We start from the raw sequence: 21,242 nt of genomic DNA on the forward strand, positions 1-21,242 counted from the left end.
TCCCGAGGGAGTTGACATGGCCGAGGCCTATATCGTCGAAGCGGTCCGCACGCCCGTCGGGCGGCGCCGGGGCGGGCTGAGCGGGGTCCATCCGGCCGACCTGGGCGCCCATGTGCTGAAGGCGCTGGTGGTGCGCTCCGGGGTGGACCCGGCCGCCGTGGAGGACGTCGTCTTCGGCTGTCTGGACACGATCGGTCCGCAGGCCGGGGACATCGCCCGCACCAGCTGGCTGGCGGCGGGGCTGCCGGAGGAGGTGCCGGGCGCGACGGTCGACCGGCAGTGCGGCTCCTCGCAGCAGGCCGTGCACTTCGCGGCCCAGGCCGTGTTGTCCGGCACGCAGGACCTGGTCGTCGCGGGCGGCGTCCAGAACATGTCACAGATCCCGATCGCCTTCGCCTCCCGCCAGGCCGCGGAGCCGCTCGGACTGACCCAGGGCCCGTTCGCGGGCAGCGAGGGATGGCGGGCCCGCTACGGCGACCTGCCCGTCAACCAGTTCCACGGCGCCGAAATGATCGCCGCGCAGTGGGCCATCACCCGCCGCGACCAAGAGGAGTTCGCCCTGAGCTCGCACCAGCGGGCACTGCGCGCGATCGACCAGGGCCGTTTCGACCGCGAGATCGTGGCCTTCGGGCATCTCGCCGTCGACGAGGGGCCGCGCCGGGACACCTCGCAGGCGAAGATGGCCCAACTGAAGCCGGTCGTCGAGGGCGGCACCGTCACCGCCGCCTGCTCCTCCCAGGTGTCCGACGGCGCCGCGGCCCTGCTGCTGGCCTCGGAGCGTGCGGTACGCCGGCACGGGCTGACCCCGCGCGCCCGGATCCACCACCTCTCGGTACGCGGCGAGGACCCGATCCGCATGCTGTCGGCCCCGATCCCGGCGACGGCGCACGCCCTGAAGAAGACCGGGCTCACGATCGACGACATCGACCTGGTGGAGATCAACGAGGCCTTCGCCCCGGTGGTCCTCGCCTGGATCGAGGAGACCGGCGCCGACCCGGCGCGGGTCAACGTCAACGGCGGCGCCATCGCCCTCGGCCATCCGCTGGGCGCGACGGGAGCCAAGCTGATGACGACCCTGCTGCACGAACTGGAGCGCTCCGGCGGCAGGCTCGGCCTGCAGACCATGTGCGAGGGCGGCGGGCAGGCGAACGTGACGATCATCGAGCGGCTCTGAGCGGCTGCAGGGACGCCAGCACCTCCTCCGCCTCTGTCATGATCCGGTCCACCAGCTGAGCGCACGACGGCAGGTCGTCGATCACCCCGGCGACCTGCCCCGCGGCCATCACCCCGAGGTCCGTACGGCCGTCCACCATCGCGGCCTTGAGCAGCATCGGGGTGTTGGCGGCGAGCAGCACCTGGCCCCACGACAGATCCCTGCCGTGCTTCAGGGCAAGGCCGTCCCGCACCATCTGGCGCCGGCCGAGGCCGGACAGCCGCCGGAACGCCGCCGCTCGCCGGACCGCCCGCAGCAGCGCCATGGCCCGTCCGGCGTGTTCCAGGCTGTCGACCAGTTCCGTCCGCAGCATGCGGTGCGGCAGGCCGTCCAGCGCCGTTGTGACGGTGACGTCCTTCACGGTCGCCGCCAGGTACCGCCTCTTCACGGCGTCCGGCACCGTCGAGTCCGAGGTCAGCAGGAACCGCGTGCCCATCGCAATGCCCGCCGCCCCGTACGCCAGCGCCGCGACCAGGCCCCTCCCGTCGTGGAAGCCGCCCGCCGCCACTACCGGGATGTCCACCGCGTCCACCACCTGCGGCAGCAGCACGCTCGTCGCGACCTCGCCCGTGTGACCGCCGCCCTCGCCGCCCTGCACGATGACGGCGTCGGCACCCCAGGCGGCCACCTTCTCGGCGTGCCGCCGGGCGCCCACGGACGGGACCACCACCACGCCGGCCGCCTTCAGCTCGGCTATCAGCCCGGGCGAGGGCGCCAGGGCGAAGGAGGCGACGCGCACTCCCTCATCGACGATCATCCGCACCCGTTCGCCCGCGTCCACGGCGTCCGCGCGCAGATTCACCCCGAACGGCGCGTCCGTGCGTGACGCGACCTCCCTTATGGCCTCCCGCAACTGATCGAGCGTCATCGTCGCGGACGCCAGGACGCCCAGCGCACCGGCGTTCGCCGCGGCGGAGACCAGACGCGGGCCGGCCACCCAGCCCATGCCGGTCTGGACGACGGGGTGCCGGATGCCGACGAGCCGGGTGAGCGCCGTGTCCATCAACGGTCTCCGTCCCCGCCGGTCCGACCGGAAACCTCGCCGGCCCGAGCCCGAACGTCACGCTCCCGCACCGCCCGCGGGTCGATCACCTCACGGATCAACCACAGCTCCTCGGAGGTCGGTTCGCGGGTCGGCGGCACCTCGTCCGGGACCGTCAGCTCGAACCCCGTCGCCTCCCGCACCTCCGCGACCGTCACGCCCGGGTGCAGCGAGGCCAGTCGCATCGAGTGGTCCGGGGTGGCGAAGTCGAAGACGCCGAGGTCGGTCACCACACGCGGGATGAGATGGAAGCGGGCAGTGGCCGCGTGCCGGGCCGCGCGGTCGTACCCGATGCCGCACACCATGTCGACCCGCTCGACGAACACCCGCCGCGAGTGACGCGGTATCCAGTAACTGGTCGGGTGGTTGAGCGTGTTGACCGGCGCTCCGCGCACTCCCAGCAACTGCCGGCGCGGCCTCGCCCAGTCGCCGATGCAGGAGATGTTCTGGTTTCCGAAGCGGTCGATCTGGCTCGCGCCCATCATCACGTGCCGCCGGCCGCCGGTGACGAGTGCGAGATGGTGCCGGTAGGGCAGCCAGCCCTCCACCGTTCCGTCGACGCCCACGATCAGCGCCTCACCGTCCGTGAGCATCAGGTCCGGGGCGAACGTGCGCTTGGCGAGTCGTGCCCCTAAGGACGGGATCGTACCCATCGGGCTCGCGAGGATCTCCCCCGCGTCGCGCCAGGCCTCGGCGCACGCGACAACGCAGTACTCGGCACGCGTCGGTGCGCTCATGACCGCTCCCTGTGCCAGGCCCGGACGGACGACTGATATGCGTGCTCGTCACCGGAGAGGAAGCGTTCGGCGAAGAGGGGCCATGCCGTGGTCGCGTAGTGTCTCTGGAGGGCCTCGTCCCGGTCGTGGTCGGGCGCGCAGGAGGTGAAGTGCGCGCCGCTGGGCGCCTCCACCACACCGGTGACGGTGTGACGCTTGATCAACAGGGTCTGTGGCGCGGACTCCTTGGTCAGGTCCGCGGTGTCGACGATCCGCTCGCACGAGACGTACGCGGTGTCGGCCGCCTCGCAGAAGAGGTCGTCGAAGTACGGGTCCGGGCCCAGATACTGGCCGTTGCCCAGCCGGTCCGCGCGGTTGACATGGACCAGGGCGGCGTCCATCCGCAGCGCGGGCATGGCGACGAACTCCTCGCGCGCACCGGGGACGGCACCCGCTTCCCGCCCGGTGAACGGCCACCCGTCCTCGTACGGCGAGGTGACCGTCCGCAACCGCGGGGCGACCCGCATCACATCCGAACCGATGCCCGCTCGCACCGGCACGAACGGCAGCCTGTTCGCCGCAGCGTGCAGGCCCCACATGAACATCGCCTCGTCGACCTCCAGCAGCTCGAACGCGCCGCTCTCCCGGGCCGCGCGGTAGTGCGGTTCCAGCGGGATCGTGTCGAGGGTGACGAACGCCGCGACCAGTCTGCGGATCCGACCCGCGGCCGCGAGCATGCCCACGTCCGGGCCCCCGTACGAGAGGACCGTGAGGTCGGTGACGCGGGAGCGCAGCAGCGCCCGCACAAGGGCCATCGGTTTGCGGCGCGAGCCCCAGCCGCCGATGCCGAGGGTCATCCCGCTCTCCAGCCGGGAGACCACCTCGTCGGCGGTCATCGTCTTGTCCCTCACGTGCCCTCCTTCCCGAAGGTGTCCCGGACGCGGCCGGCCGTGCCGCCGAGCTGCGCCTCGAAGGTGAAGCCCTGCTCGAAGCGGTAGCTGCGGCGCACGTCGACCGGGTCGATGCCGTTGATGGCGGCTTTGGCGAGGCGGAGCAGCTCGCCGTCCTTGGCGGCGATCTCCCGGGCCAGCTCCAGGGCGGCCGCCCGCAGCCCGTCCCTGGGCACGACCCGCCACACGGAGCCGTGCGCATGCAGTTCGGCCGCCGTCGCCGTGCGCGAGGTGTAGTACAGGGCACGCATCAGATGCGGGGGCACCAGCCGCGCCAGATGCGTGGCCGCGCCCAGCGCGCCGCGGTCCAGTTCGGGGAGCCCGAAGACGGCGTCCTCGCTCGCCACAATCGTGTCCGCATTGCCCACGAGCCCTATCCCGCCGCCCAGGCAGAAGCCCTGCACCGCCGCCACGACCGGGACCTCGCACTCGTAGACCGCAGCGAACGCCTCGAAGCAGCCGCGGTTGGCCCCGATCAGCGCATTGCCGCCCTCGGCCCGTATCTCCTTGATGTCCACACCCGCGTTGAACCCGCGACCCTCGGCGGCCAGCACGACACAGCGGATCCCCGCGTCGTGGCCCGCCGACCGCACGGCGTCGGCCAGGTCGAACCAGCCGGTCACCGGCAGCGCGTTCACCGGCGGGAAGTCGGCCGTGACGACCGCTACCCCATTTTCCGGGCGCGAGGTGGAGACACCCATGGGCGCATCAGCTACCTTTCCACCAAACGTTTGTTAGGTATTCTTCGAAGCTAGCAGTCCGCGCAATCCGACGGGAGGCCCTGTGGACAACTCGTACGAGGGGACCGCCGGAAGCCTGCACGGCAGGACCGCCGTCGTCACCGGCGGCACCCGTGGCATCGGGGCCGGCATCGCCCGAGCGTTCCTCGACGCCGGTGCCGACGTCGTGGTGTGCGCCCGCAGGCCGCCCGAAGTCCCGCTCAAAGGAGCCGAGTTCGCTCCGCTCGACGTGTGCGACCCGACGGCCGTCCGGGGCTTCTTCGAGGCGCTGCCCCGCGTCGACGTCCTGGTCAACAACGCGGGCGGCGCTCCGTACCGGCCTCTCGCCGACGCCGGGCCCGAGCGGCACGCCCGAGTCGTCGAGCTCAATCTCGTCGCCCCGTTGACCGTCTCGCTCGCCGCGTACGAGCACCTCAGACGTGCCCGGGGGACGGTCGTGATGATCGGCAGCGTCAGCGGCGGCCGTCCCTCGCCGGGCACCGCGGCCTATGGGGCCGCCAAAGCGGGGCTGGAGAGCCTCGCCCGCTCCATGGCGGTGGAGTGGGCGCCGGAGGTCCGTGTCAACACGCTCGTCGTCGGGATGGTCCGCACCGGGTCGTCCGCTGTGCACTACGGCGGCGAGGACGGCGTCGCGGCCGTCTCGCGCACCGTTCCGCTCGGACGGCTCGCCGAGCCGTCCGACGTCGGAGGGGCCGCCGTCTTTCTCGCCTCGGACGCCGCCGCGTACATCACCGGCGCGAGCCTCCTCGTCCACGGAGGAGGGGAGCGGCCGGCCTTCCTGGACGCGGCGACGGTGAACAGGCACGGCCGATGACGGACATCGACATATGGACATCCGCCGAGCGCCCGCCGGGGAGCGACGATTCATGGACAAGTCGATCCAGCGACATGAACGGCATGAATGGGCGCACGGACGAGGGGACATGACGTGACGGGTATCGCCGATGGCCGGGCAGTGATCGTCACCGGTGCGGGCCGCGGGCTCGGCCGCGCCCACGCCCTCGCGTTCGCCGCGGAGGGCGCGAAGGTCGTCGTCAACGACTTGGGGGTCGGCCTCGACGGCGCTCCCGGTGCCGGCAGCCCGGCCCGGCGGGTGGTCGAGGAGATCCGCGCGGCGGGCGGCGATGCGGTCGCACACCACGGCGACGTCGCGACGAGTGAGGGTGCCGCGTCGCTGGTGGAGACCGCCCTGGAGGCATACGGGCGGTTGGACGCCCTGGTCAACAACGCCGGGTTCCTGCGCGACCGGATGCTGGTCAACCTCGGCGAGGACGACTGGGACGCGGTCGTGCGCGTCCATCTCAACGGGCACTTCCTGCCGTTGAGGACCGCGGCGGCGTACTGGCGGGCCGAGGCGAAGGCCGGGCGCACCCCGTGCGCCCGCGTCGTCAACACCAGCAGCGGTGCCGGTCTGCTCGGCGCGGTGGGGCAGGGGAACTACAGTGCGGCCAAGGCGGGGATCGTCGCTCTGACGTTGGTCGCAGCAGAGGAACTCGGGCGGTACGGCGTGCAGGTCAACGCGGTCGCGCCCGCCGCGCGCACCCGGATGACCGAGCGCACGTTCGCCGAGACGATGGCCGCGCCACGCACCGGCTTCGACGCCATGGCTCCCGGCAACGTCTCACCCCTGGTCGTCTGGCTGGGATCCGCCGCCAGTGCCGGGGTCACCGGTCGTGTGTTCGAGGCCGAGGGCGGACGGATCACCGTCATGGAGGGATGGCGGCGGGGGCCGAGCGCCGACAGGGGAGCGCGCCGGACTCCGGCCGAGGCGGGGGAGACGGCGCTGGAACTGCTGGCGGGCGCGGAGGCGCCGGGGGCCGTGTACGGGGCGGGGCAGCGCTCTGGGGCACCGGACGTCTGACGGCACCTGCGGCGGACGGACGCGGTGCGCAGTGGCAGGGCCGGACTTCCTGTTCGGTCGCGCCGGGAGGGTCTCCGCGTCACTCCGTGGGCGTGCCGGGTCCGGCCGCCAAGAGCCCCGCTATGACGGCGTGTCCGGTCTGCTGGTCGTTCCCCGCCGCCGGCCGGCCCTCGCGCAGGAGCGTGACCTCGACGGTCACGGCGCCGGGCTCCTGTTCGAAGCGGCGCGTGACGTATGCGTGGCCCGGCCCGTACGTGGCCTCGAGGCCCGCGCGGAGCTCCGCCGCCACGTCCAGCCGCATCCAGCGCCGGGCCTCGGCGAGTGCCTCCCGCCGGGCCCGCGCCCCGTGGGCCAGCAGCGCCCGCACACAGCCGGGGGAGCCGCGGCGGGCGGCCGCCACCAGCGGGGGCTCGCCCCCGGGGCCGGGCAGGTCGGGGTCCGCGCCCGCGCCCAGCAGTACGTGGACGACCTCGGCATGCCCCAGTTGCACCGCCCATGTCAGCGCGCGGAACCCGTACTCCTCCTCCAGATCAGGTGTCGCGCCGGCCGCCAGCAGTGCCCGTACGACCTCGGTGTGGCCTCCGCAGGCTGCGCCGCACAGCGGTGCGTCGGCGTCCGAGCTGAGGCGGTCGGGGTCGGCACCGGCGGCCAGCAGCAGCCGCACGACGCCCGGTGCGTCGCTCACCGCCGCCAGGTACAGCGCCGTCTGGCCCTCCGCGTCGGCCGAATCCGGGCTCACGCCCGTGCGCAGCAGCCGTACGACCGCGTCCTGGTCCCCTTCGTACACCGCCGGGAACAGCCCCGGTGGCTCGTGCGTGTCCATGTGTCGACCCTCGCCTGTCGAAGGCTTCTCGGGCAAAGACATATGAGGTGTTCTGTGCCACCTCGCAGCCGCCCTCCGGGTGGCATCGGGCGGTCGCCGTGTCTCAGGTGTCGCACTCCAGCACCGTCCGGCACAGCCCGCAGCGCGCCCGCACCCGCCCCCGCACGGGCACTCTGATCCGCTGGTGGCAGGTCGGGCAGGGGAAGGAGACGCGCAGTGAGTCGCGTCCGGCCGGGGTGAAGGAGTAGGACGCGCCCGGATACGCGCCGGGGACGGAGTGGTCCTGTGCGTAGCGGCGGTCCTTGGCGTAGCGGCGGCGACCCGCCCAGCCGGCCGCCGTGAGCGGCGGCTGCTGCTCGTCGCGGCGGGCCTGCGCCAGGCCCTTCGTGTACGCCGCGTAGGCCTGCGGGCTGGTGAACCAGACCGCCGGGTCCTCCGCGAACAGCAGCGCCCGCTTGGCCAGGACGTAGCCGAACTCCTCCGGGGTCAGATAGCCGAGCTTCTGCGACGAGGCCCCGTCCTCGCGGTAGGCGTCGAGGAGCAGCCAGCCCGCGCCCAGGTAGGTCGCCGCGGTGTCGGTGAGGATCTCGTTGTCGCGCGTGCCGCGGAACGCCAGGTCGAGGCGGTGCAGAAAGACGTGCATCACCTCGTGCGCGAGGGCCGCGCCGATGTCCCGGCGGTGGGTGCGGAACCGGTCGTTCAGTTCGATGAAGTACTCGGGGCCCGCCGCGAGTTCCACGTTCGCGGCATGGGCCATCTCACGGAAGCTGATGATCATACGGGCGTCCGGCAGTCCGTAGTGCCGCACCAGTTCGCGCGCCACGCGCTGGGCGCCCAGATGCAGGTCGTCCTGGTCGGAGAACGCCACGTCGGCGGGGGGCACGCTGGTCGCGAAGGTGCGGACGGTGTCGTACGAGAGCCGCTTGTACAGCGCGGTGATCGCCGCCCGCACCGTGTCCAGATGTGGATAGCCGTGCTCGACCGGGCCGCCGTTCGCCACGTCCGTACCCCCTGAAGGCGCCAGCACTGCCTCCACTGTATGCGTGCTTCCTCCCGGCGGTGGGTGCGTGCGCGCTCCAGGATGTCGCGCCGCGCCGCGCACCGGCCGGAAACCGGCTCTTGCCCTGGAGGCCGGGCTCTCCGACCATGGCCTCAGCCTCGGCGGCTGCAACGGCAAGGGCAGGGACTGGGCGCTGATCAAGCTCGCCCAGCCCGTCGACCTGCCCACCCTCCCGATCGCCACGACCACCGCATACAGCAACGGGGACTTCACCGTCGCAGGCTGGGGTGCGGCCCGGGAGGGTGGCGGTCAGCAGCGCTATCTGCTCAGGGCCACGGTCCCCTTGGTCGACGACGCCACCTGCCGGCGTGCGTACGGCAGCGATCTCGTGCCCGGGGAGGAGATCGGCGCCGGATTCCCCCAGGGCGGCGTCGACACCTGTCAGGGCGACTCCGGCGGACCCATGTTCCGCAAGGACGACACCGGCGCATACATCCAGGCCGGGGTCGTCAGCTGGGGCGAAGGCTGCGCACGGGCCGGCTACCCCGGCGTCCACACAGAGGTCTCGACGTTCGCGGCGGACACAGCCCGGGCCGCGTCCGGCCTCTGATCCGGTCCCTACGGCTGCGCCCCCTGGCGGGTACGAGGGCGCCCGCGGTCCGCACCGGCCGTGGGCGCCCTCCTGCGCGCCCGTGCGGACACGGGCCCCGTACCACCGGAACGATCCGCACTCCGGACGGGAACGATCGGGCAGGTGCGTGCGCCGTAGTGTGGTCGGCCATGAACACCCGTCACACCGCCGCCGACGTCGCCCCGGCCGTCCGTGCCGAACTCGTCCGGCTGCGCGACAGCATCGACAACATCGACGCCGCCGTCGTGTACATGCTCGCCGAGCGCTTCAAATGCACGCAGCAGGTCGGCCATCTCAAGGCCGCCCACCAGTTGCCACCCGCCGACCCGGCCCGCGAGGCCGCCCAGATCGCCCGGCTGCGCCGCCTCGCGGAGGACGCCAAGCTCGACCCCTCGTTCGCGGAGAAGCTGCTCAACTTCATCATCGCCGAGGTCATCCGCCACCACGAGCGCATCGCCGAGGACGCCACCGTCACCACCGACGCCCCGGGCGAGTGACCTCCGGCGGCCACCGGGCACTCCGTGCCGAATGCCATCCTTGTGGGCCGACCGAGCGTATCGTGACCGGTCGGTCGGGTGACTCTTTGTCAGGTCAAAGGTACGCGGGGTAAGACGGTTCGGGCATATGCTTGTTGTCCAAGCGAGGGGACGTCGGGCCATGCCGTCTGATGCCAGAATTCTCATCGTCGACGACCATGAGGACACGCTCTACGCGCTGGAGAGCGCCCTTGCTCCGCTGGGCTACCGGCTCGCCTGCGCCACCAGCGGCGACGAGGCCCTCAAGGAGGTCCTGCGCGGCAGGGTCGGACTTCTCCTGCTCGACGTGCGCATGCCCAAGGTCAGCGGCCTCGACGTCGTGCGCTACATGCGCCGCGTGGGCCAGACCCAGCACATCCCGGTCATCCTCCTCACAGGTTTCGGCCCCGACGCCGAACTCGCCTCCGCCGCCTTCGGACTCGGCGTCGCCGACCTCATGATGAAACCCGTCGACCCCTGGGCCCTGCGGACCAAGGTCCGCTACCTCTACGACGCCCACCAGCGCTTCCAGGCGCTGGAACAGGAAGTGCGCGTTCTGCGTGCCCGGCTCGGGGAGCGTGTCCCACCCCAGGCGACCGCCCATTCCCACCCGGGCACACGCCTGCCGGGCCAGCGTGAGGACTGCGCGGACGGACCGGACTTCGGCAGCACCGAGGGGCGGTACGAGAGACGGACATAACGGGTGTACGGGACCGCCCCTGTGCCCTGTCGGCGACATCAGGCAGCATGTCCCCCATGTCCGTACTGACGCGCGACGAAGCGCAGACCCGTGCCCGGCTCCTCGACGTCCACCGCTACGAGATCGCCCTCGACCTGACCCGCGGCGACGAGGCCTTCGACTCCCGTACCGTCATCCGCTTCACGGTGCGCGGGGACCACGAGGCCGCGGACACCTTCGTCGAGCTCAAGCCGGCCCAACTGCGCTCCGCCACGCTGGACGGACACCCCCTCGACCCCGGGACGCTCGCCGAGAACCGGCTGCCCCTCAGGGGCCTCACCGCCGGAGAGCACGAACTGCGCATCGACGCCTCCATGCGCTACTCGCGCACCGGCGAGGGCATGCACCGCTTCACCGACCCCACCGACGGCGAGACCTACGTCTACACCCAGCTGTTCCTGGACGACGTCCAGCGCGTGTTCGCCGCCTTCGACCAACCCGACCTCAAGGCCGTCTTCGACCTCACCGTCACGGCGCCCGAGAACTGGAGCGTCCTCGCCAACGGCGTCACCACCCGGCTGGACGACGGCACCTGGCGCGCCGCCGAAACCCCCCTGATCTCCACCTACCTGGTCGCCGTCGCCGCCGGACCCTGGCACTCCGTGCGCACCGAGCACCGCGGCCTGCCCTTCGGCATCCACTGCCGCCGCTCCCTCGCCCCCTGTCTCGACACCGACGCGGACGAACTCTTCGAGATCACCCGCCAGTGCTTCGACCGCTACCACGAGAAGTTCGACGAGCCCTACCCCTTCGACTCCTACGACCAGGCATTCGTCCCCGAGTTCAACGCCGGAGCCATGGAGAACCCCGGACTCGTCACCTTCCGTGACGAGTTCGTCTACCGCTCCGCCGTCACCGACACCCAGCGGCAGACCCGCGCCGTGGTCATCGCCCACGAGATGGCCCACATGTGGTTCGGCGACCTCGTCACCCTGCGCTGGTGGGACGACATCTGGCTGAACGAGTCCTTCGCCGAGTACATGGGCTACCAGACCCTGACCGAAGCCACCCGCTTCAGCGACACCTGGACCGACTTCGGCGTCGCCCGCAAGGCCTGGGGCTACGACGCCGACCAGCGGCCCTCCACCCACCCGGTGGCCCCCGAAGCGGTCGACGACACCGCCTCCGCGCTCCTCAATTTCGACGGCATCTCCTACGCCAAGGGCGCCTCCGCACTGCGGCAGCTGGTGGCCTGGCTCGGCGAGAAGGACTTCCTCGCCGGCATCAACAACCACTTCGCCCGCCACCGCTTCGGCAACGCCACCCTCGCCGACTTCATCGACTCCCTCGCCGACGCCACCGACCGCGACGTGCACGCCTGGGCCGACGCCTGGCTGCGCACCACCGGCGTCGACACCCTCACCCCGAGCCTCGCCCAGACCGACGACGGCAGCTACTCCCTCACCGTCGACCACGACGGCAGCCGCCCGCACCGCATCGGCGTCGGCCTGTACGACCGGACCGCCGACCACGGCGACGGCCTCACCCTGCGCGAGCGCCTCGCCCTGGACATCCCGCGGACGGCGCCGCAGCCCCTCGGCGAGCGGCCCGCCCTGCTCCTGCTCAACGACGGTGACCTCACCTACGCCAAGGTCCGCTTCGACCCCGAGTCCTTCCAGACCGTTCGGGGCGCCCTGTCCCGCCTGCCCGAACCGCTCACCCGCGCGGTCGTGTGGAACGCCCTGCGCGACGCCGTGCGTGACGGACACCTGCCCGCCGGCGCCTACCTGGAGACCGCCCGCGCCCACCTGCCCCACGAGAGCGACCTGGCGCTCGTCGAAGGCGTCCTCGCCTTCGCCTCCGCCCATGTCGCCGACCGCTACCTGCCCTCCTCCATGCACTCGACTCCTCCCCCACCCTCGGCTTCGCTCGAGCGGAGGGACCCCCATGAGCAGGCAGGCACCGCCGTGGACCGGCCCGCCGCGCTCAGCACCCTCAGCGCGCTGTGCCGCGACCTCATCCGCCGCACCGAGGACGGCTCCCACACCGGGCTGCGCCTGATCGCCGTACGTCACTTCATCGACGCCGCCGCCCACCCCGAGACGATCGCTGCCTGGCTCGCGGAGGGCACCGTGCCCGGCGGACCCGAACTCGACCCCGAACTGCGCTGGCGCATCCTCGGCCGCCTCGCCGTCCTCGGCGCCGTCGACGAGGCGGCGATCGCCGAGGAACTCGACCACGACCCCAGCGCCACCGGCCGGGAGGGCGCCGCCCGCTGCCGCGCCGCGCTGCCCGACGCCGACGCCAAGCGGCGGGCCTGGGAAGCGATGTTCGCCACCGACGAGCTGTCCAACTACCTGTTCACCGCGACGGCACAGGGCTTCTGGCAGCCCGAACAGACCGGCCTCGTCGCGGAGTACGTCGACCGCTACTGGACCGACGCACCCGCCGTCGCCGCCCGCCGCGGCCCGGCCATCGCCACCGCCGCGGGCCGCTGGGCCTTCCCCCGCTACGCCGTGAGCGCGGACACCCTCCGCCGGGGAGAGCAGTGCCTGCACGAGGCGGACCTCGTCCCGGCCCTGCGCCGCAGGCTCGTCGACGAACTGGACGACCTGGCCCGGGCGTTGCACATCCGCGTGGCGTAGCCGGTCCGTGCCGCGGGCCGGCGTCCGTCCCACCGGGGGACGCCGGCCCGCGGCGCATATGCCATCCCCGGCCGCTTCCCGCCCACGGCAATACCCCCTTTCGGGTCGGATCGTTGTGCTCTTCGGACCGGACCAACCTCCGCGCGTGCAGGCTTGGTTACCCCCGCGCCTGGAGGACGTCCCATGAGCCTGCCGCCCCTCGCCTCAGGACCGGATGGCCCACGTGCCCTGCGGCCACTGCTCGAAACCGTTCTCGACGCCCTCGAGAACGGCGCACGGGCCCGCGGCGGCCCCCTGCCCGCGGGCGGGCCCGAAGCGGTCGCCGCGCGGGTGCGCGATGCCGTCGGCGACGTGCTGCCGCCCAAGGGCGACCCGGACGCCGTCCGGGCCCTCGTGCACGCCCTCGCCGAAGGCGCCGCCGACCCCGCCGACCCCCTGTGCGCCGCACACCTGCACTGCCCGCCCCTCGCGGTCGCCACCGCCGCCGATCTGGCCGCCTGCGCGCTCAACCCCTCGCTCGACTCCTGGGATCAGGCACCGGCCGCCTCCGCGCTGGAAGCACTGGTGACGCGGGCCCTCGCCCAGGAGGCGGGCGCGGCCGACTCCCTGGTCACCACCGGCGGTACCGAGTCCAACCAACTGGCCCTCCTCCTCGCCCGGGAGATCCACGGCAGCGTCCGGCTCGTCTGCGGCGCGGGCGCCCACCACTCCCTGACGCGCGCCACCTGGCTGCTCGGCCTGCCCGAACCCGTCGTCGTACCCGCCCCGGACGGCACCCTGCACCCCGCGGCCCTCGACGCCGTCCTCACCGGCCTGTCCGGACCCCTGCTCGTGGCCGCCACCGCCGGCACCACCGACGCCGGGCTCATCGACCCCCTGCCGGAGATCGCCGACGTCTGCGCCGCGCACGGCGCCCGCCTCCACATCGACGCCGCCTACGGAGGCGCACTGCTGTTCAGCGACCGCCACCGCGCCCGGCTCGCCGGCCTCGAGCGGGCCCACACCGTCACCCTCGACCTTCACAAACTCGGCTGGCAGCCCGTCGCCGCCGGCCTGCTCGCCGTCCGCGACCCCCACGACCTGCACACCCTTCGGCACTGCGCCGACTACCTCAACGCCGACGACGACACCGAAGCCGGACTGCCCGATCTGCTCGGACGCTCCCTGCGCACCACCCGGCGCCCGGACATCCTCAAGATCGCCGTCACCCTCAAGACCCTGGGCCGTACCGGACTGGGCACCCTCGTCGAGCACGTCTGCGCCCACGCACAGGAGTTCGCCGACCTCGTCCGGGCACACCCCGGCTTCGAGCTCCACGCCCCGCCCACCATCAGCACCGTCCTGTTCCGGCCCGTGGCGGCCTCCGACGACACCGTCGCCGCCGTCCGCCGCGCCCTCCTCCACGACGGCCGCGCCGTCCTCGGCCGCGCCCGGCTGGGCGGCCGGCTCTGGCTCAAGGCCACTCTCCTCAACCCCCACACCCGGCCCGGCGACCTCGCCGCACTCCTGAACCTGGTGGAAGGAAGCACGCCCCGATGACCACCTCTCCACACCACGAGCCCGCAGCGCCCCGCGACCTGGTCGGCATCGGCATCGGCCCGTTCAACCTCTCCCTCGCCGCCCTCGCACACCCCCTCGCGGAACTCGACACCGCCTTCTACGAGCAGCGCCCCGGCTTCGACTGGCACCCCGGCCTCCTCATCGACGGCGCCACCCTCCAAGTCCCCTTCCTCGCCGACCTGGTGACCCTCGCCGACCCCGCCAGCCGCTGGTCCTTCCTCAACTACCTCAAGACCTGCGACCGGCTCTTCCCCTTCTACTTCGCCGAACGCTTCCACATCCAGCGCGCCGAGTACGACGCCTACTGCCGCTGGGTCTCAGGCAACCTTCCCGGGCTGCACTTCGGCCACCAGGTCGACGCCGTCCGCTGGAACGCCGCCGACGAGGTCTTCGAGGTCGATTACACCCGGCTCGGCCCGGACGGCGGAGCCGAAGCCCTCGGCCGCACCCATGCGCGCAACATCGTCCTCGGTGTCGGCACCGAGCCGTACGTGCCCGATCCCCTGCTGCCCCTCGTCGAAGCCCCCGGCGCCCCCGTCATCCACGCCGCGGACTACCTACGGCACCGCGCGGCCTTCCTCGCCGCCGACCACATCACCGTCGTCGGCGCGGGTCAGTCCGGCGCCGAGGTCTTTCTCGACCTTCTGCGCCACCGCCCCCTCGGCCGGGAGCGGATCCACTGGCTCGCCCGGACCGAGGCCTTCGCCCCCATGGAGTACTCCAAGCTCGGCCTGGAGCACTTCACCCCCGACTACACGCGTTACTTCCACGCGCTCGCCGAACCCGTGCGCGACCGCCTGGTCTCCGCCCAGTGGCAACTCCACAAGGGCATCGACGCCGACACCATCGCCGCCATCCACGACGAGCTCTACCGCCGCACCCTCCAGGGCGGCTGGCCCGACGCCGTCCTCACCCCCGGCGTCCGTGTCCGCACCGCCGGACGCATCGCCACCACCCGGATCGAACTCCATCTCGAGCACGTCCAGCAGAACACCCGCTCCCGGCTCACCACCGATGCCGTGGTCCTCGCCACCGGCTACCGCGAACGGCCCCTCGGCCGCCTCCTCGCCGGACTCGACCACTGTCTCAGCCGCGACGGCAGTGGACGCCCCCGCATCGACGACCAGTTCCGCCTGATCCTCGATCCCGCCGTCACCGGCTCCGTGTACGTCCAGAACGCCGAACTCCACACTCATGGAGTCGGTACCCCCGACCTCGGCCTCGCCGCGTGGCGCAGCGCCACCATCCTCAACTCCCTGACCGGCAAGGAGCCCTACCCCCTGCCCCGGCGCACCGCCTTCACCACCTTCGGACTCCAGCAGCCGGGCAGGATTCCGCCCACCCGACGGCCCATGGACCTCACCCCACTCACCGACGGACGGTGACGGGACGCGGGAGGCCGAGTCCGACCGGCCGGATCAGCCCGGCCGGCGGCGAGGGCCCGCTCACCGACGGCGCCGGGGCGGGGACCGCCACCGACGCCGTCGCCACATCACCGGCGAAGCGTCAGAAGACCGGCGTGCCGTCGCGCGTGAGCCGCCAGTCCACAGAGGCGAAATCCTTCGGATCCAGGAGCCCCTTCGCGGTCACCCACTCCGCGATCCGGGTCCGGATCTCCGTCGACTCCGACCAAAGCTCCTTGGCCGAGGCCACGTGCGGGAAGGCGCCGCCGCCGTTGGCGCGGTAGTTGTTCACCGCGAGCACGAACTGCTGTGCGTCGTCCAGGGCGGCACCGTCGTACGTCAGGTTCTTGATGCGCGAACCCACGGCCTGGGCGATGTCGATCTCGTACCCCAGCCCCGACACATAGTCGTAGTTGTAGTCCGGGCGGCCGTTCGCGTTGGTCAGCTTCTCCACGTCCACCGGCGCGCCGGCGGCCGTCTGCACGAAGTACTCCGCCGAGTACTCCAGGTACGCCCGGATCTGCGCACCCGTCATCAACTTGGCGACCAGCGTGTTGTCGTAGACGTACAGACTCGACAGGTCCCGGATCGTCACATTGCCGGCCGAGATCTCCGAAGTGCGCGAGAACGGCGACGCCTGCGCGATCACCGGCAAGGCGGCGTACTCGGTGCCCGCCACCGCAGCCTTGACCACGTCCTCCTGCACCTTGGTGATCAGGTCGATGATCGGGGCGTCCTTGTAACGGGCCTCCACCGTCGTCAGCGTCTCGGCCGCCTTGCCCACGACCTGGTTGACGTACTCGACGACCTTCGCGTGCTCCTGTGCGAGCAGCTTGGTGATCTCAGGGTCGTCGGCGACCGTGTTGGAGTTCCGCAGCGACGCGGAGACCGACTCGACCTCCCACTTCCCCTCCTCGAATGCCAGTGCGATGTCGAAGAGCGTCAGCCGTTCGGCGAAGCACAGCGGCTCGGACAGCACGACCGTCTTCCCCGTCCGCTCGTTGGTGACCTTCAGCTCCGGGATCTCCTGGTGCGCGTGCCCCACGAGGATCGCGTCGATGCCTGGCACCTGCCGGGCCACGTTGGCGGCCGCATCCTCGACGTACGGCAGCTGGTCACCGTACGACGACGTGCCCGAGGTGCCGGAGTGCGCCGACACGACGACCACGTCCGCGCCCATCGACCTCAGCTTCGGCACCCACATCGCCGCCTGCTCCTCCAGGCCCGGGAACGTCAGCTTGCCCTGGACATAGGCCTTGTCCCAGATCGCGATGCCGGGGTTGGTCAGGCCGAGGACCGCGACCTTCACCGGGGGCGCGCCCGGCACATGGAACTTCTTCATGAAGTACGGGGGGAAGGCCGGCGTCAGCGTCCTGGCGTCCAGCGCGTTCGCGCCGAGCAGCGGGAAGCGGCACTGCGACTCGAACTTCCGCAGCGTCTCGATGCCGTAGTTGAACTCGTGGTTCCCGAGCGCCACCGCGTCGTACCCGATCGCGTTCATGGCCTGCGCCATCGGGTGCACCGGGCCGTGCTCGGCGGTGATCGGGTCGACCTTGGCGTAGTAATACGTCAGCGGGGTGCCCTGGATCGTGTCGCCGGCGTCCAGCAGCAGCGTGTTGCAGCGGCCCTTCTCCGCACGGACCTGCTCGACCAGGGTCGAAATCCTGGCCAGGCCCTGCGTGTTGCCCGCCTTGTCGGTGTACTCCGCGTCCTTGAAGTAGTCCCAGTTGAAGACATGGCCGTGCAGATCGGTGGTGCCCATCACGGTCAGGGAGTACCGCCTGGGGCCCTTCGCCGCCGGCGCGGCCTGGGCCGCAGGAGCCGCCGCGGCTCCCGACAGCGTCACCCCCGCCCCGGTCGCAGCAGATCTCATCAGGAAACTCCGGCGGTTCAACGGCATGTCTCGTTACTCCTTCGGAAATGGTCAACGACGCGCGTAGATTCTGACTTGGCCATGACGAACCGCAACAGACCCCGCAGGTTTCGATCTGATGACCGGTGCATGCCTCCACGGGGACCGGGCGGTGACAGAGTGGAACCCATGACCGCCGACCCCCCGCAACTCCAGCCGCCCGCCGTCCCCTACGGCACTCCCGACGCCCCGAGGATCGCCGTCCGCGGAGAGGCCCACATCGAAGCCGACCCGGAGATCGCCCGCATCGGTGTCACCGTCACGGCCCGCGGCGCCGACCGGCGTACCGCCCTCGACGACCTCACCCGCCGCAACACCGCGGCCCTCGACCTCATCAACAGCTACGCAACAGCCGTCGAACGCCTCGAGACCGGGGCCTTCTCCCTCACCCCCGAACTCACCCCGCACGGCCACGGCGAGCGCGTGCGCGCCTACCACGGCCACGTCCACATCAGCGCCGAACTCAACGACTTCACCGCACTCGGCGAACTCGCCACACGACTGGCCGACCTCGAACTCACCAGGGTGGACGGACCGTGGTGGGCGCTGCGCCCCGACTCACCCGCGCACCGAACGGCCCGGCAGCAGGCCGTACGCGAAGCCGTCCAGCGAGCCCGCGAATACGCCGAAGCACTCGGTACCACCCTGACGGCCCTCGTCGAGCTCGCCGACATCGGCGCCGACAACGCCGAGCGGCACAGCTACGCCACCCGGTCCATGAGCCGGGCGGGCCTTGACGGCGCCGAGGGCGTGGGCGGAACGGCCCCCCTCGCACTCGAACCAAAGCGGCAGCACATCCACGCCCAGATCGACGCCCGATTCACGATGGCGCCACCGCGACTGTAGACAATCTTCGTCACTCGTAGTGACGACCATTCAAGGCGTGCCCGAATAGGGCCCCGCAATTCTCTCCGGGATGCTCATCGGAGCGCGGCACCGCACAATTCAACACTTGTCAATATCGCTTCACTTAAAGGTTGTTGAGTAGTCACGCCGGACCAATTCTCTACCGGCCGGTAAGGCCTAGGCTCGAATCATGCGCCGAGCAAAGATCGTCTGTACATTGGGCCCCGCCACCGACTCGTACGACCAGATCAAGGCACTGGTCGACGCCGGAATGGACGTCGCCCGCCTCAACCTCAGCCACGGCAGCTACGCCGATCACGAGGAGCGCTACCAGCGCGTGCGAAAGGCCGCCGACGAGACCGGCCGCAGCGTCGGAATCCTCGCCGACCTTCAGGGCCCGAAGATCAGACTCGGCCGTTTCGCCGAAGGCCCCGTACTCCTTGAACGCGGAGACACCTTCACGATCACCGTCGAGGATGGCGTCGAGGGTGACCGCCAGACCTGCGGAACCACCTACGCCGGACTGGCCGCCGACGTCACCACCGGCGAACGCATCCTCGTCGACGACGGCAAGGTGTGCCTGGAAGTCACATCCGTCGACGGCCCCCGGGTCCACACCGTCGTCGTCGAAGGCGGCATGATCTCCGACCACAAGGGCCTCAACCTCCCCGGCGTCGCCGTCTCCGTCCCCGCACTCTCCAAGAAGGACGAGGACGACCTCCGCTGGGCCCTGCGCACCGGCTGCGACGTCATCGCCCTCTCCTTCGTCCGCAGCGGCAGGGACATCAGGGACGTCTACCGCATCATGGACGAGGAAGGCCGCCGCCTTCCCGTGATCGCCAAGGTCGAAAAGCCGCAGGCCGTCGAGAACATCGACGAGATCGTCGCCGCCTTCGACGGCATCATGGTCGCCCGCGGAGACCTCGGCGTGGAAATGCCCCTCGAGCAGGTCCCGATCGTCCAGAAGCGCGCGATCAAGCTCGCCAAGCGCAACGCCAAGCCGGTCATCGTCGCCACCCAGATGCTCGACTCCATGGTCGAGAACTCCCGCCCCACCAGGGCGGAAGCCTCCGACGTGGCAAACGCCGTGATCGACGGCACCGACGCCGTCATGCTCTCCGGCGAGACCAGCGTCGGCAACTACCCCGTCGAGACGGTCAAGACGATGGCCCGCATCGTCGAAGCCGCCGAGGAGGACATCCTCGCCAAGGGCCTCCCGCCGCTCACCGAAAGCAACAAGCCGCGGACCCAGGGCGGAGCCGTCGCCCGCGCGGCGGCGGAGATCGGCGACTTCCTCGGCGCCAAGTTCCTGGTCGCCTTCACCCAGTCCGGCGACACCGTCCGCCGCCTCTCCCGCTACCGCTCCCCGATCCCGCTGCTCGCCTTCACCCCCGAGCCGGCCACGCGCTCCCAGCTCAACCTGACATGGGGCGTGGAGACCTTCCTGGGGCCGCATGTCGACTCCACCGACGCGATGGTCGACCAGGTCGACGAGCTGCTCCTGAAGTACGGCCGCTGTGAGCGGGGCGACATCGTGGTGATCACGGCGGGTTCCCCGCCCGGGGTGTCGGGCTCGACGAACCTGGTGCGGGTGCACCACATCGGGGAGGACGACAGCCCGAAGTAGGCCGCGCGAACACTGGGGCCCCCTGCTGCGAGGGGCCCTCTTGCACGTCGTCAGTACTTCGGGCCGACGTGCGCCTCGAGGAGGGCGACGGAGGCCTTGCGGGCTACGGAGATATTGAACGGGTCGCTTCCGCGAGCGAGGGTGGTCCACTCGACGTCGACCTTGTCGAGGGTGTCGGTGAAGAGCTTGCGGATGTCATCGGATTTGTTGGTGAAGAAGTACCGCGGATATTCATAGCGCATGCGCTCACCGCCGACGAGCCGGGTGGTCCAGTTGGTGATGCGACATCCGTCGGAATGGATCAGTCCGCGGATGAACTCCCAGGGGTGGGCATCGACGATTTCCTGCTGCCAGGGTTCGAGGGCGATCCGGCGCTCATGCTTCTTGCCGGGACCATGCTGAGGGAAGAGGCAGGGCCAGTGCTTGCTGAAGGACTTCACGTCTATGCATCCCCCTCGCTGAAGGCGCGTGACGCTTGGCTGTGGCAGCACTTTGCGCATGGCCACTTCGGCAGCATCGACCAGGCCGGGCCATGATGCCGTACACGCGATCGTCAGATAGTGCTGCCGCGGCTTGGAGATGATGTGGCCGTCACCGAGGTACAGGCCGAGAAGGTAGGCGTACGCCGCGGGGTCTTCCGGAGTTCCTGGCGGATCACCGCATCTGAGACAGGGAGGTGTACGGGTGAGAGGTTCAAGACGGGTTTGCCAGCTCCGGATCGCCGACCGGGAAACGCCTGTTTCCCTGCTGACGGAGTTCAGGCTGCGCCCCTGGGCGACCAGCGCCAGGGCTCGCTTGCGTGTGCCCATGTCGTACATGTGCACACTGTGTGTGTCTGATCGTTGACGACGCGCGGCAAAAAGCGGATGTTCACGAGAACGGGAACATCCGCTTTCCGGCTTGTGACCTTGAAATCAAAGGAAAAGTGCCCCGGGTGGGATTCGAACCCACGCTGTCGGTGGTTTGAGCACCGTGCCTCTCCCGCTGGGCTACCGGGGCTTCCTCTAAAACGAAGGTTGACGGTCACCCGTCGTGCCCCACCTTACCGCAGCTGGGTACGCTTCTGGCAGCAGTACCTT

The 21,242-nt window shown here is 71.0% G+C and carries 18 protein-coding genes, 1 tRNA gene and 1 pseudogene; 11 read left to right on the forward strand and 9 right to left on the reverse strand.

What is annotated here, in order from left to right:
- Positions 1-16 precede the first annotated feature (16 nt).
- On the forward strand, positions 17-1,174 hold the full coding sequence (locus VXC91_RS00625) for an acetyl-CoA C-acetyltransferase (RefSeq protein WP_329504277.1): 1,158 nt from the start codon (positions 17-19) through the stop codon (positions 1,172-1,174).
- Here the strand turns inward: VXC91_RS00625 and VXC91_RS00630 are convergent.
- Genes VXC91_RS00630 through VXC91_RS00645 form a run of 4 tightly spaced genes read right to left on the reverse strand, consistent with a single transcriptional unit; the run spans position 1,158 to position 4,622 of the window.
- Positions 1,158-2,216: an NAD(P)H-dependent flavin oxidoreductase gene (locus VXC91_RS00630; RefSeq protein WP_329504278.1), complete on the reverse strand. Its 1,059-nt coding sequence runs from the start codon at positions 2,214-2,216 to the stop codon at positions 1,158-1,160. The genes VXC91_RS00625 and VXC91_RS00630 overlap by 17 nt on opposite strands.
- Positions 2,216-2,992, reverse strand: a complete 777-nt coding sequence (locus tag VXC91_RS00635) for a CoA-transferase subunit beta (RefSeq protein WP_329504279.1) — start codon at positions 2,990-2,992, stop codon at positions 2,216-2,218. Before VXC91_RS00635 ends, VXC91_RS00630 begins: the two co-directional genes overlap by 1 nt.
- Positions 2,989-3,882, reverse strand: a complete 894-nt coding sequence (locus VXC91_RS00640) for a CoA transferase subunit A (RefSeq protein ID WP_329504280.1) — start codon at positions 3,880-3,882, stop codon at positions 2,989-2,991. Before VXC91_RS00640 ends, VXC91_RS00635 begins: the two co-directional genes overlap by 4 nt.
- Positions 3,879-4,622, reverse strand: a complete 744-nt coding sequence (locus VXC91_RS00645) for an enoyl-CoA hydratase family protein (protein ID WP_329504281.1) — start codon at positions 4,620-4,622, stop codon at positions 3,879-3,881. The genes VXC91_RS00640 and VXC91_RS00645 overlap by 4 nt, the downstream gene beginning before the upstream one ends.
- Positions 4,623-4,704: 82 nt before the next feature.
- On the opposite strand from VXC91_RS00645, the gene VXC91_RS00650 reads away from it, so the two are divergent.
- Both VXC91_RS00650 and VXC91_RS00655 read left to right on the forward strand, forming a co-directional pair.
- Positions 4,705-5,475 (forward strand): SDR family oxidoreductase, encoded by a 771-nt coding sequence (locus VXC91_RS00650; RefSeq protein ID WP_329504282.1) that lies wholly within the window; start codon positions 4,705-4,707, stop codon positions 5,473-5,475.
- A gap of 114 nt (positions 5,476-5,589) precedes the next feature.
- On the forward strand, positions 5,590-6,522 hold the full coding sequence (locus VXC91_RS00655; RefSeq protein ID WP_329504283.1) for an SDR family oxidoreductase: 933 nt from the start codon (positions 5,590-5,592) through the stop codon (positions 6,520-6,522).
- Positions 6,523-6,601: 79 nt separating this feature from the next.
- Here VXC91_RS00655 and VXC91_RS00660 read toward each other — a convergent pair whose 3' ends face one another.
- On the reverse strand, positions 6,602-7,345 hold the full coding sequence (locus VXC91_RS00660) for an ankyrin repeat domain-containing protein (RefSeq protein ID WP_329504284.1): 744 nt from the start codon (positions 7,343-7,345) through the stop codon (positions 6,602-6,604).
- Positions 7,346-7,448: 103 nt separating this feature from the next.
- Complete coding sequence (locus VXC91_RS00665) at positions 7,449-8,345, reverse strand: hypothetical protein (protein ID WP_329504329.1); 897 nt, start codon at positions 8,343-8,345, stop codon at positions 7,449-7,451.
- Between the two features lie 151 nt (positions 8,346-8,496).
- Here VXC91_RS00665 and VXC91_RS00670 point away from each other — a divergent pair.
- The 6 genes and pseudogenes from VXC91_RS00670 to VXC91_RS00695 all read left to right on the forward strand — a co-directional run.
- Positions 8,497-8,955, forward strand: a pseudogene (locus tag VXC91_RS00670) (serine protease); the annotation flags it as partial.
- Positions 8,956-9,125: 170 nt separating this feature from the next.
- Positions 9,126-9,473: a chorismate mutase gene (locus tag VXC91_RS00675; RefSeq protein ID WP_329504285.1), complete on the forward strand. Its 348-nt coding sequence runs from the start codon at positions 9,126-9,128 to the stop codon at positions 9,471-9,473.
- 160 nt (positions 9,474-9,633) lie between these two features.
- Positions 9,634-10,191: a response regulator gene (locus tag VXC91_RS00680; protein ID WP_329504286.1), complete on the forward strand. Its 558-nt coding sequence runs from the start codon at positions 9,634-9,636 to the stop codon at positions 10,189-10,191.
- 47 nt (positions 10,192-10,238) lie between these two features.
- Positions 10,239-12,815, forward strand: a complete 2,577-nt coding sequence (gene pepN / locus VXC91_RS00685) for an aminopeptidase N (RefSeq protein ID WP_329504288.1) — start codon at positions 10,239-10,241, stop codon at positions 12,813-12,815.
- A gap of 183 nt (positions 12,816-12,998) precedes the next feature.
- On the forward strand, positions 12,999-14,354 hold the full coding sequence (locus VXC91_RS00690; RefSeq protein WP_329504289.1) for a pyridoxal phosphate-dependent decarboxylase family protein: 1,356 nt from the start codon (positions 12,999-13,001) through the stop codon (positions 14,352-14,354).
- Positions 14,351-15,760 (forward strand): lysine N(6)-hydroxylase/L-ornithine N(5)-oxygenase family protein, encoded by a 1,410-nt coding sequence (locus tag VXC91_RS00695; RefSeq protein ID WP_329504290.1) that lies wholly within the window; start codon positions 14,351-14,353, stop codon positions 15,758-15,760. The genes VXC91_RS00690 and VXC91_RS00695 overlap by 4 nt, the downstream gene beginning before the upstream one ends.
- A gap of 121 nt (positions 15,761-15,881) precedes the next feature.
- Here VXC91_RS00695 and VXC91_RS00700 read toward each other — a convergent pair whose 3' ends face one another.
- On the reverse strand, positions 15,882-17,678 hold the full coding sequence (locus tag VXC91_RS00700) for a bifunctional metallophosphatase/5'-nucleotidase (RefSeq protein ID WP_329504291.1): 1,797 nt from the start codon (positions 17,676-17,678) through the stop codon (positions 15,882-15,884).
- A gap of 141 nt (positions 17,679-17,819) precedes the next feature.
- Here VXC91_RS00700 and VXC91_RS00705 point away from each other — a divergent pair, with 141 nt between their 5' ends.
- Both VXC91_RS00705 and pyk read left to right on the forward strand, forming a co-directional pair.
- Entirely contained in the window at positions 17,820-18,536 is a 717-nt protein-coding gene (locus VXC91_RS00705) for an SIMPL domain-containing protein (protein WP_329504292.1), read from the forward strand.
- 190 nt (positions 18,537-18,726) lie between these two features.
- Positions 18,727-20,163, forward strand: coding sequence for a pyruvate kinase (pyk, locus tag VXC91_RS00710; RefSeq protein ID WP_329504294.1), 1,437 nt, complete (start codon positions 18,727-18,729; stop codon positions 20,161-20,163).
- Positions 20,164-20,213: 50 nt separating this feature from the next.
- On the opposite strand, the gene VXC91_RS00715 is transcribed toward pyk, so the two are convergent.
- Positions 20,214-20,981: a transcriptional regulator gene (locus VXC91_RS00715; RefSeq protein ID WP_329504295.1), complete on the reverse strand. Its 768-nt coding sequence runs from the start codon at positions 20,979-20,981 to the stop codon at positions 20,214-20,216.
- Positions 20,982-21,089: 108 nt separating this feature from the next.
- Positions 21,090-21,162, reverse strand: a tRNA-Leu gene (locus VXC91_RS00720).
- Positions 21,163-21,242: the final 80 nt, after the last annotated feature.

The organism is Streptomyces chiangmaiensis, assembly GCF_036281785.1.
In the GTDB taxonomy this organism is placed as follows: domain Bacteria; phylum Actinomycetota; class Actinomycetes; order Streptomycetales; family Streptomycetaceae; genus Streptomyces; species Streptomyces chiangmaiensis.